The 11,225-nt window shown below is 61.8% G+C and carries 10 protein-coding genes and 1 tRNA gene; 7 read left to right on the forward strand and 4 right to left on the reverse strand.

Translation table 11 applies throughout. The features are described 5' to 3' along the window. The first annotated feature begins 377 nt into the window (after positions 1-377). The 4 genes from ABIE18_RS16355 (at position 378) to ABIE18_RS16370 (ending at position 5,288) form a co-directional block, all read left to right on the forward strand. Entirely contained in the window at positions 378-1,943 is a 1,566-nt protein-coding gene (locus ABIE18_RS16355; protein ID WP_499723710.1) for an NCS1 family nucleobase:cation symporter-1, read from the forward strand. A 13-nt stretch (positions 1,944-1,956) separates the two neighbouring features. Continuing rightward, positions 1,957-2,733: an aspartate/glutamate racemase family protein gene (locus tag ABIE18_RS16360; protein ID WP_499723711.1), complete on the forward strand. Its 777-nt coding sequence runs from the start codon at positions 1,957-1,959 to the stop codon at positions 2,731-2,733. Positions 2,734-2,778: 45 nt separating this feature from the next. After that, positions 2,779-3,546: an SDR family oxidoreductase gene (locus tag ABIE18_RS16365; protein ID WP_499723712.1), complete on the forward strand. Its 768-nt coding sequence runs from the start codon at positions 2,779-2,781 to the stop codon at positions 3,544-3,546. 254 nt (positions 3,547-3,800) lie between these two features. Beyond that, on the forward strand, positions 3,801-5,288 hold the full coding sequence (locus ABIE18_RS16370; RefSeq protein WP_431116604.1) for a cation:dicarboxylate symporter family transporter: 1,488 nt from the start codon (positions 3,801-3,803) through the stop codon (positions 5,286-5,288). A gap of 61 nt (positions 5,289-5,349) precedes the next feature. Here ABIE18_RS16370 and ABIE18_RS16375 read toward each other — a convergent pair whose 3' ends face one another. Together ABIE18_RS16375 and ABIE18_RS16380 are read right to left on the reverse strand one after the other, a co-directional pair. Continuing rightward, the gene (locus ABIE18_RS16375; RefSeq protein WP_499723713.1) at positions 5,350-5,760 is read right to left on the reverse strand and encodes a sterol carrier family protein; all 411 of its coding nucleotides are present in this window, start codon (positions 5,758-5,760) and stop codon (positions 5,350-5,352) included. Between the two features lie 45 nt (positions 5,761-5,805). Beyond that, positions 5,806-6,822: an asparaginase gene (locus ABIE18_RS16380; protein ID WP_224088869.1), complete on the reverse strand. Its 1,017-nt coding sequence runs from the start codon at positions 6,820-6,822 to the stop codon at positions 5,806-5,808. Between the two features lie 136 nt (positions 6,823-6,958). Between ABIE18_RS16380 and purD the strand changes: the two genes are divergently transcribed. Both purD and ABIE18_RS16390 read left to right on the forward strand, forming a co-directional pair. Beyond that, positions 6,959-8,269 carry a phosphoribosylamine--glycine ligase gene (gene purD, locus ABIE18_RS16385; RefSeq protein ID WP_499723903.1) on the forward strand — a complete coding sequence of 437 codons (1,311 nt, stop codon included), beginning with the start codon at positions 6,959-6,961 and terminating at the stop codon, positions 8,267-8,269. A 2-nt stretch (positions 8,270-8,271) separates the two neighbouring features. Further along, entirely contained in the window at positions 8,272-9,210 is a 939-nt protein-coding gene (locus ABIE18_RS16390) for a phosphoribosylaminoimidazolesuccinocarboxamide synthase (RefSeq protein WP_499723714.1), read from the forward strand. A 69-nt stretch (positions 9,211-9,279) separates the two neighbouring features. Here the strand turns inward: ABIE18_RS16390 and ABIE18_RS16395 are convergent, their stop codons facing one another. Continuing rightward, a complete protein-coding gene (locus ABIE18_RS16395) occupies positions 9,280-10,584 on the reverse strand; it encodes a helix-turn-helix domain-containing protein (RefSeq protein ID WP_499723715.1) in 1,305 nt (434 codons plus the stop codon). Positions 10,585-10,708: 124 nt separating this feature from the next. Here ABIE18_RS16395 and ABIE18_RS16400 point away from each other — a divergent pair, with 124 nt between their 5' ends. After that, entirely contained in the window at positions 10,709-10,930 is a 222-nt protein-coding gene (locus tag ABIE18_RS16400; protein ID WP_499723716.1) for a hypothetical protein, read from the forward strand. A 165-nt stretch (positions 10,931-11,095) separates the two neighbouring features. On the opposite strand, the gene ABIE18_RS16405 is transcribed toward ABIE18_RS16400, so the two are convergent. Further along, positions 11,096-11,172: transfer RNA gene (locus ABIE18_RS16405), tRNA-Pro, on the reverse strand. Positions 11,173-11,225 lie beyond the last annotated feature (53 nt).

The raw sequence follows: 11,225 nt of genomic DNA on the forward strand, positions 1-11,225 counted from the left end.
CACTCCGCGGTCTCTTCCGGATCACGATCAGGCAGCTGGGCAGTCAACCCGCTGAGGATGTGTGAGGTCTCTTCTCCTGCAGCCACGTCCAACCTCTCTTCATTGAATGTCTGGGCGCTTGCTCTGTGGGGGCGCTCAAGGAATTTCGTATTGTGAGAATAAAATTCTGCAATTCGAGATTACGTCTGCCGATGGGCAGCGTCAACACGGATTACGTAACCGCAACAGTCAACTGGGAAACAGGTGGGCAATCAACCGAATGTGACCCTCCATACACTTGTGACGCCTTGACGTGACGTGACCTGAGTCATAGAGTATTTTCACTATTCAATAACTTGTTTCCGTCTTGTGGAAACAGTACGAAGTGGAGATCCACGATGCAGACGACTTCATCAGTCGGCGTCACTGAGACTCCGGGAGACACAGCAGCAGGTGGTCCCAACCATCCGGCCGTGGGTAACACGGACCTATGCGCTATTGCTTCCGAAGCCGCAGGCCGTACCATCAGCCCCAGTCTTTACAACATTGACCTCGCACCCACCAAGGCCGCAGGCCGTAAGTGGACGAGCTACAGCATCTTTACCCTCTGGGCCAATGACGTCCACAGCCTGGGTAACTATGCCTTCGCCATTGGTTTGTTCTCGCTCGGTCTGGGCGGCTGGCAGATCCTGGTGGCACTGGGAATTGGGGCCACCCTGCTCTTCGCCCTCTTGAACTTCTCCGGATTCATGGGCCAGAAGACCGGCGTTCCGTTCCCCGTCATGAGCCGCATCAGTTTTGGCATCCGTGGTGCCCAGATCGCCAGCCTCGTCCGTGGCGCCGTGGCTGTCGCCTGGTTCGGGATCCAGACATACCTGGCATCCGTGGTGCTTCGCGTCATGCTCGTCGCGATGGCCCCGGGCCTGAAGGATCTGGACAGCAACTCGATCCTGGGCCTTTCAACGCTGGGCTGGCTCTCCTTCGTGGCGCTCTGGATAGTTCAGCTGGTCATCGTCAGCTTCGGCATGGAAATGATCCGTAAATATGAGGCCTTCGCAGGTCCCATCATCCTGGTGACCATGGCCGCGATTGCCGTGTGGGTCTTCATCGAGGCCGGCGGAGCCATCCAGTGGAGCGGCATCAAGGGACTCGAAGGTGCGGACATGTGGCTCACCATCTTCGCCGGCGGGGCATTGTGGGTTTCCATCTACGGAACGTTCGTCCTGAACTTCTGTGATTTCACCAGGTCCTCTGTCTCCAAGAAGTCCATCGTCAAGGGCAACTTCTGGGGCATCCCCATCAACATGCTGGTATTCGGCGCAATCGTGGTGGTCATGGCGGGTGGGCAGTACAAGATCAACGGCACAGTCATCGAAAGCCCGTCGGACATCGTCCAGAGCATCCCCAATACTCTGTTGCTTGTCCTGGCTTGCCTTGCCCTGCTGATCCTGACCATCGCCGTGAACCTGATGGCCAACTTCGTAGCACCCGTCTACGCACTGACCAATCTCTTCCCGCGGCACCTGAACTTCCGTAAAGCGGCGTGGGTCAGCGGCACCATCGGCCTCATCATCCTGCCGTGGAACCTCTACAACAACCCGATCGTGATCGTGTACTTCCTCGGTGGCCTGGGCGCCCTGCTCGGCCCGCTGTTCGGAGTGGTCATGGCCGATTACTGGCTGGTCCGTCGAGGCAAGGTAAACGTCCCAGAGCTTTACACCGATGATCCCAAGGGCGCGTACTTCTACAAGCGGGGCGTGAACCCCAAGGCCATCGTTGCCATGGTCCCCGCAGCCGCCTTGGCCATTGCCATTGCCTTCATTCCAGGATTGGCTCCCGCCGCACCGTTCGCGTGGTTCATCGGAGCCGGCGTCGCCGCGCTCACGTACTTCGCTGTGGCTGACAAGAAGCAGGCCCACGAGGACGTCTCCGGCGAACCCATCGCGGTCGCCAGCACCCACTGATACAGAGGAAACCATGCGCATCCTTGTCGCAAACGTGAACACCACACAGTCCATGACAGATTCCATCGCCGCCCAGGCCAGGGCTGCTGCCGCCCCGGGCACTGAGATCATCGGCATTACTCCACGCTTTGGCGCCGACTCCTGCGAGGGTAACTTCGAGAGCTACCTTGCCGCGATCGCCGTCATGGACGCCGTGGTCAACTATCCCGAACCGTTCGACGCCGTTATCCAGGCAGGCTATGGCGAGCATGGCCGCGAGGGGTTGCAGGAACTCCTCGATGTCCCGGTGGTCGATATCACCGAGGCTGCTGCCAGCACCGCGATGTTCCTCGGCCATAAGTACTCCGTGGTTACTACGTTGGACCGTGCCGTCCCCTTGATTGAGGATCGCCTCAAGCTTGCCGGGCTGGACGCGCGCTGCGCCTCGGTCCGCGCCAGCGGTATGGCTGTACTGGAACTCGAGGAACACCCGGACCGCGCCGTCGAAGCGATCGTGGACCAGGCCGAGCAAGCTGTCCTGCGGGACAAGGCCGAGGTGATCGTGCTCGGCTGCGGTGGCATGGCTGGCCTCGACGATCAGGTCCGGCAGCGCACCGGCGTGCCCGTTGTTGATGGTGTGGCTGCGGCCGTCACCATCGCTGAATCCTTGGTCCGGCTCGGCCTCACCACGTCCAAAGTCCGCACCTATGCAACGCCGCGTCCGAAGACTGTCATAGGCTGGCCGATAACAGCAGCCCAACCGACAGCTGCCCAGCCCACCTCTGAGCCGTCCGCAGGGGCCACGCGCTGACGCTGGCCGCTGACTAGTTGAAGGCGATTCCCTGAAAGGCACCACATGACTGACCCACGCCCGCCCGCAGACCCGAGGGTCGCCGTCGTGACCGGTGCCGGTTCCGGCATTGGGCGGGCCGTAGCCCGGCTCATGCTCGCCGATGGTTACCGTGTGGCGTTGGCAGGGCGTCGCGAAGCGCAGTTGCTGGAGACCGCGGACTACCATCCGGATGCCCTGGCCGTGCCTTGTGATGTGACAGTGCCCGACGACGTCGCCCGCCTTTTCGCTGATGTTCGCCAGCGCTGGGGCCGGGTTGATGTGCTGTTCAACAACGCAGGCATCTTCGGACCAGCCGGCGATGTTGGCGAGATCGACGTCGACGGGTGGGAGGCCACGTTGCGCGTCAATGTCACGGGCTCCATGCTGTGCGCCGCTGAGGCCGTGAGGACCATGAAGGCCCAGGAACCTCAGGGTGGCCGAATTATCAACAACGGCTCCATTTCGGCGCATTCCCCAAGGCCCAGGTCCGTGGCTTACACGGTGACTAAGCACGCGATGACCGGACTGACAAAGAGCATCGAGCTCGACGGCAGGGAGTTCGGCATTACGTGCGGGCAGATCGACATCGGCAATACCCGCACCGAGATCATGGACACCATCGGAGTCGGCTCGGGTGCCTTGCAGGCCGATGGCAGCCGTCGCGTGGAGCCGATGTTCCCCGTGGAGGACGCCGCCCGTGCTGTGCTGATGATGGCCAACATGCCGGCGTCGGCCAACGTTGGTTCCCTGGTGGTGACAGCCGCGGGCATGCCGTTCATAGGCCGCGGTTAGGTCATCCCAGGCCTGAGTGTGCCCTCCTGGCCTTCTTTGCTTCAACTCTGCCCACGGCACGCCCATTTCCAGGGCGTGTCGTGGGCTTTTCCTTGCCAAGAGTGGTCAGGAAGCCACGTCCGTGACCTTCTCAGCCAAATGTGACTTTCCGCAATATGGAAATTCAATTTCCCCTTGCGGAATGATGTGAGCGGGCTTACATTTGAAAACAACCCCCAAATGTGGGGCTGTTCCCAACTGATTGGTTCAGATCAATGAAGATCCCAGACTCTGCGGCGCTGAAGGCGAGTTCGGCCCCGCTGAAGAAGAAGCCACTGTATAAGTCGCTCTTTTTTCAAATCCTGATCGCCGTCGTCGCAGGTGTGCTCATCGGTCATTTTTGGCCGAACCTCGGGTCCACCCTCCGGCCGCTGGGTGATGGATTCATTCAACTCATCAAGATGATCATCGCCCCGCTGATTTTCCTCGTGATCGTCACGGGCATCTCGGCAGTCGGCGACGTCAAGGCGGTCGGAAGGGTCGGGGTCAAAGCACTCCTCTACTTCACCTGCGCCACTCTCTTCGCCCTGGTCTTCGGACTCATCGTGGGCAACATCGTTCAGCCCGGTGCCGGCCTGAACATCGATCCCTCCACGCTTTCCCAGGAAGCCGTGGACGCAAAGACCGGCCACGCAGTTCCCAAGGATGCTGCGGCCTTCCTGCTGGACGTCATCCCCACCAGTGTGATCGGCGCCTTCGCCAACAACAGCCTGCTCCAGGTGCTCTTCTTCTCCGTCTTCTTCGGTGCCGCGATCGTGGTCATCGGTCGCCAGCGGTGCCTGCCCGTGATCAGCCTCATGGAGACCGTTCTGGAGCTGATCTTCAAGATCATGTCCTGGATCATGAAAGTTGCTCCGATCGGTGCCTTCGGCGCCATGGCCTTCATCATTGGCCAGTACGGCCTTGGCACGCTTGGCACGTATGCGCTTCTGATCGCATCCTGCTACGGAGCCGCCGTCGTCTTTATCGGCCTGCTGTTCCTGGTGGCCTGGGGCTTCGCCCGCGTTCCGCTGTGGCACTTCCTGAAATACACCCGCGAGGAATTCCTGCTCGCCCTTGGCACGGCCTCCACTGAAGCGGTCATGCCGCGCATCATGACCAAGCTGACCAACGCCGGCTGCTCCCGGGCAACCACCGGCCTGGTGGTTCCCACCGGCTACTCCTTCAACCTTGATGGTGCAGCGATATACCTTTCCATCTCCCTGCTGTTCCTGGCCCAGGCGTTCGGCCACCACCTGGACCTCGGCCAGCAGTTGGCCGCACTGGGTGTCCTGCTCCTGACCTCCAAAGGCATGGCGGGCGTCCCGGGCTCATCGTTCCTGGCCCTCTCGGCCACGGCTGCCGCCCTTGGCATCTTCCCGGTTGCCGGCGTAGCACTCCTCCTCGGAGCCGATCGCCTCATGGACTCCATGCGCGTCGTCGTGAACCTGCTGGGCAACTGCGTAGCCACCTTCGTTGTAGCCAAGTGGGAAGGCCAGTTCGACCGCAGCGTCATGGTCCGTGCTTTCAACGGCGAGATTACCAACGAGGATTCGGCCATCATGCTCGGCCAGGAGGAAGTGTTCGAGGAACAGGAACTCGAACGCCTCAGCGAAGGCCACCACCCCTCACCGAAATTCCGTGGTGGTCCCACAGCGGACGAAATCCCGCAATTCGAGATGAGCAAGCCAGGGCAACCAACCACCCCGATCTGCCCCGACTAACCCCATGGTTTGTGTACAGCTGATGCCCTTATGACTTCGGTCTTGAGGGCATCAACTGTGTTTAGAGGGGAAGCAGTTCCGAGAGGTCCGCGCGCAGTCCGGACGCGGCAACGCGGCCAGCCGAAACGGCGTCTCCCCACGAGATCCGGCCGGTAACCAACTCAAGCCACGTGGCGGCGTCGCACTCTATGACGTTCGGGGGAGTGCCGCGGGTATGGCGGGGCCCCTCCACGCACTGCGTGACGCCGAACGGGGGCACGCGGACCTCCACCGAATTTCCCGGCGCACGGGCGGTGACTTCCTCAAGTGAGTAGCGCACCGCCGTCGCAATCAAAGAGCGCGACGGCGGTGCGGCGGCTACACTTCCCGGCTCACCGTCGGTTTCTCGGTTCGAACGCTCGACGGCGGATTGCCAGGCTGTCAGCGCAGCGCGGCCCTCGTCGACGTCAATGCGGCGTCGTGCAACTGCCATGGTTTCTTTCCTTATATAAACTAGGTGACTCAGTAACGGGCCGGCTCAGTCGAGCATCGCCGATACGGCGTGGCCCAGGCGGATCTTGCCCACGGGCCGTCCGCCGCCCAGCACGGGTTCCACGACGCGTTCCAGGACGTTGGAAACCGCGGGAATGTCCACCGCGCCACTGACGGCAAGAAGGGTCAAGCCCACCAGGGACGTAGCGCGGAGATTCCCGTCCAGCATCTTGACCGCGACGGTGGCACCGGTGGACGTGGCAAGGACCAGAATCCCTTCGGCGCCAATCTTGGCCAGGATGTCCAGCTCTTCCATGACGATCGTGTTTGACTCGCCCTTGCCCTGAACCGCCCACGGGTAGTCCAACATGGAGGTGGCGATGGTCGCGGCGCGTGCGTTCGAGGAAGAATCCCCCGGTGATTTAGCCAACCGCGAATACGCCCGTGCCAGTCCAGTCAGCGAGATCGCCGCAACGGGTGCTCCGCAGCCATCAATGCCCAGGTGCGAGATCGTTTCGCCGCTGTATTCCTCAATCACGGACCGCACGCGCTGCTGCAGCGGATGATTCGGCTCAAGGTAACTGCGAAGGTCCCAACCGTTTTCCGTGCAGGCCCAGAGGAAAGCCGCGTGCTTCCCGGAACAATTGAAGGCGAGCCTGGTCTGGCCGCGCTCGGAGCGGACCAGCCAATTGCGGGCAGTTTCGTCCTGCGGCCAAGCTGTGGGGCACTGAAGCTGATCCTCCCGGACACCTGCCGCTTTGAGCATTCCCTCCACCACGTCCATGTGATCCAGTGAACCGGTGTGGCTTCCGCAGGCGACAGCCACCTGTGCGCCCCTGAGAGGGACGCCGGACTGCATGGCAGCGAGGGCCTGGAATGGTTTGAGGGTGGAGCGGGCCAGGATGGGAGCATCGATGTCACCAAGCCGGGTGACCACGCTTCCGTCACCGGCAAGGACGACGGCAGCACCGATGTGCCGGGACTCGATAAAGCCACTGCGTTCGATGACTGCCAGTTCGACGGCGGACTCAACGTTGAACGTTTCATGCGAACTCATGGGCATGAGGCCAGTCTAGGGCGCGACGGCTGTGTTCCCCGGTCACATGCGAGGTCCGGGCGCGGTCCCGGATCCAGTCATCCGTTGCCGGGGAACGACACAGCTTAGGCCCCGCGCCCTACACAAAGTACCCTTGAAGACTGTGAAGGTACTCGTCATTGGCCCAGGCGGCCGCGAACACGCCATTGTCCGCTCTCTGCTTGAAGATCCCAACGTTTCCGAGGTCCACGCGGCTCCGGGCAACGCGGGCATCAGCAAACTCGTTCCCACGCACGCAATTGACGGGAACAACCCGGAAGCCGTGTCCGCGCTCGCCACCAAGCTGGGCGTGGACCTGGTTGTCGTCGGTCCGGAGGCTCCCCTGGCCGCCGGTGTGTCCGACGCCGTCCGTGCAGCCGGGATTCCGGTCTTCGGACCCAGCAAGGAAGCAGCCCAGCTCGAAGCATCCAAGGCCTTCGCCAAGCAGATCATGGCTGAAGCCGGTGTTCCCACGGCCATGGCCCGCGTTGCCACCAACGCTGAGGAAGCCGCTGACGCCCTGGCTACGTTCGGCGCTCCGCACGTTGTTAAGGACGACGGCCTCGCCGCAGGCAAGGGCGTTGTGGTCACCAACGACCGCGAGGAAGCCCTCGCGCACGCGCAGGCTTGCTTCGACGCCGGTGGAACAGTGGTCATCGAAGAGTTCCTCGATGGCCCCGAAGTTTCCCTGTTCGTCCTCTGCGACGGCCGCACTACCGTTCCCCTGTCTCCGGCGCAGGACTTCAAGCGCATCTTCGACAACGACGAAGGCCCTAACACCGGTGGCATGGGTGCCTACACTCCGCTCGAGTGGGCTCCCGAAGGGCTGGTCCAGGAAGTCATCGACCGCGTCGCCCAGCCCACCGTGGATGAGATGGCCCGCCGCGGCACACCGTTTATCGGTGTGTTGTACTGCGGCCTTGCACTCACCTCGCGCGGCACGCGCGTCATCGAGTTCAACGTTCGCTTCGGAGACCCCGAAACGCAGGCAGTCCTCGCCCGGCTCAAGACTCCGCTCGGTGCGCTGCTTCTGAAAGCTGCCAAGGGCGAACTGGACACCGCAGAAGAGTTGCGCTGGTCCAAGGACACGGCAGTCGCCGTCGTCGTGGCCGCAGAAAACTATCCGGATGCTCCCCGCACGGGCGATCGCATCCGCGGCTTGAAGAAGGTGGACGAGCTCGAAGGCGTCCATGTTGTCCACGCCGGCACCAAGCTGGACGAGGAAGGCAAAGTGGTTTCCGCCGGCGGCCGCGTCCTCGCAGTGGTCGCGCTCGGTTCCGACCTGGTGGAGGCCCGCGAAAAAGCGTACGACGGCGTTGAGCTGGTTCAGCTTGAAGGCTCACAGTTCCGTACGGATATCGGAGGCAAAGCCGCCCGCGGCGAAATCCGAGTGCCCTACGCAGCAACCGGAACCATCCCGAAAGTACAGGCCTGAGCATGACTGATTCGCTCCCCACAGGCGGTTTCAAAACCGAGACCCTGGAGCTTCCGGGCTGGACGCACGTCTATTCCGGCAAGGTTCGCGACCTCTACGTCCCAACCGATGAATCCATCACGGAGAAGGTCGGCCAGGAATGCGTACTGGTGGTTGCCAGCGACCGCATCAGCGCCTACGACCACGTCCTGAGCAGCGAAATCCCAGACAAGGGCCGCATCCTGACGCAGCTCAGCCTTTGGTGGTTCGATCAGTTGGATGTTGAGCACCACGTGCTGGCCTCCACGGTTGAGGGTGGCGTTCCCGCCGCCGTCGAGGGCCGGGCCATGATCTGCAAGAAGCTGGAGATGTTCCCGGTGGAGTGCATCGCCCGTGGCTACCTCACCGGTTCCGGGCTGGAGGAGTACAAGCACTCCCGAACGGTCTGCAACATCCCGCTTCCCGAGGGGCTTGTTGACGGTTCCCGCCTGGAGAAGGCACTGTTTACCCCATCTGCCAAGGCCGACGTCGGCGAGCACGACGTCAACATCACCTATGACGACGTCGTAGCCCTGGTCGGTGACGACATCGCCGCCCGCCTCAGCGAACTCACGCTGAAGATCTACACCCGCGCTGAGGAGATCGCCCGCGAGCGGGGCATCATCCTTGCCGACACCAAGGTGGAGTTCGGCCTCGACACGTACACGGGCATCATCACGCTGGGCGACGAAGTCCTCACCCCGGACTCCTCCCGTTTCTGGGACGCATCCACTTATGCGCCGGGTAAGTCGCAGCCCTCGTATGACAAGCAGTACGTGCGCGACTGGCTGACCTCGGCCGAGTCCGGCTGGGACAAGTCCTCGGACACGCCTCCACCGGCCTTGCCCACTGAAGTCGTAGAGCGCACCCGCGCCCGCTACGTGGAAGCCTACGAGAAACTCACAGGGCGCACGTTCGCCTAAGTTTGCACGAAACAGCCCCGGACCCATGGTCCGGGGCTGTTTTGCGATGTGCTGCCTTTGGGTACTTGGCTAGCTGGCTTCCGAATGGGCCTCGGGATGTGCTTCGGAGTGCGCTTCCGGGTGTGATGCAGCAGCGCGGCGTTCCGCCAGGCGGATCTCCAGAACAGCATCCATGGCTTGCTGGACCCGGTCCGAGGCGCCGGCTGCACTGAAGTCGTGCTGGGCCTCTTCCAGATAGTGCAGGGCCTCCGTGGTTTCACCGGCTGCCTTCAAGGACTTCCCCAGCAACAGCGAAACTTCTCCAGCCGTGTGGCGGGCCAATACCTTGCGGTCCTTGTAGATCTCGCGAAGCTTGTCCACCGCTGCCGGAATATCGCCCGTCAGGTATAGCCAGCGGGCACGGATGAAGGCCACTTCAAGCTGGTCCGTCTTGTTTCCGCCGACGATCGACAGTGCGAGCTCGGCACGTTCAATGGCGGACAGGGTTTCGGGCTCAACAATGCCGGACGACAACCTGACGGCTGCCGATGCCTTGTTGAAACGGGCCCACAGTTCGATGTCGTTGGCGGGGGAGAGCAGCTTTGCCGCGCGCTCGTGGTGCTTGATGCCCTCCACGTAGTCGTGTCGCATGAAAGCAACGTTGCCCACCACCCACGCGACCTCACCGGCCAGCTGGGACATGGAGTGCTCGTCCATGTGCTCGATCATGGTCAGGCAGTACTGCCATGCCTCGTCCAGCTTGCCGCTCTCGGCCAGGGCGCCGATCAGCGCGCGGTGCGCGCCGATGATCAGTGTGGATCCCTTGGGCAGCTGTTCTGACAGTTGCACGGCCTTCTTTGCATGCTCGACGGCGGTGGCCAGCTGACCCTGTCCGTGACAGACCGCGGCAAGCATCTGCCATGCCCGCACGCCAAGGCCTGCAGATTCCGTCGCCATGGGATGTTCCAGCAAATGCTCGACAATTTGCTGGCATTCCTTGAGTTGGCCTTGCTTCATCACACACTCGGCCTGCATATACGTCATATTCCACCAGGCGCTGTTGTTCTTCGCCTCGAGGGCGATCTGCGCCGCAGTCGCTGCATGGCTTGCTGCGAGTTGGTAGTCGCGCAGGTCCCACGCTTGCCGGGCATACAAGCCGGCCAGCACGTACTCTGCATCGCTCACCGAGACGGGTTGGCTCCAGGCTTCCAACGCCTTGGGCGCCAGCTCCAGCCTGCGTGCCAGCTCTTCGATGACCTCGGCAGTAGGCTCGCGTCGACCTGTTTCAAGCAGCGAAATGTAGCTCGGGGAATACAGGTTTTTGCCCAGTTCTGCCTGCGTTAACCCGCGTTCGAGCCGTTCGGCACGTAGCTTCTCGCCGAATCCGTTTCCCACGGGGCCCTCCTACAGGTGTCTTTTCACCAAAACCTTGACAGTCTCTGTGGAAAACATTTTACAATGTATGTCAACAGGGACCGTGCAATTTCCGTAACGAATCCGACTCGCATTGGGGAACATTATGTTCAAGAAAATGGCCGCTTCGGTGGCCTTGGCAGGCGCTCTCGCTTTTACGGTTGCGGCTCCCGCAGTCGTCTCTGCTGCTGCGGCAGCAGGCTCCGGCTCGGTAAGTGCTATTGGTAACTGGCCCGATCCTATGAGTTCCACCACCACGGTACCTACCAAGTCAGGTGACACGACGTACACGACGTCGTCCATCGGCAACTGGCCGGATCCTATGTAAATCAGTAGTTACTGAAGAAAACCCCGGAGCGTGACGAGCGATGCTCCGGGGTTTTCTTTTGCCCGGGGACAGGCGCGTGGGTCTACAGGCCACTGGGGCGACACAATACTCGAGGAGGTCCGGACAAACGAAAATGGCGCCGATTTCTCGACGCCATTTCCTTTTTGGTCGGGATGACAGGATTTGAACCTGCGACCTCTTCGTCCCGAACGAAGCGCGCTACCAAGCTGCGCTACATCCCGATCCGCTGCGAAAGCAACTGTTCAAGGATAGCTGAATCGCTGCGGGATGCGAA

This window comes from Arthrobacter sp. 2762 (assembly GCF_040548745.1).
Lineage (GTDB): Bacteria > Actinomycetota > Actinomycetes > Actinomycetales > Micrococcaceae > Arthrobacter.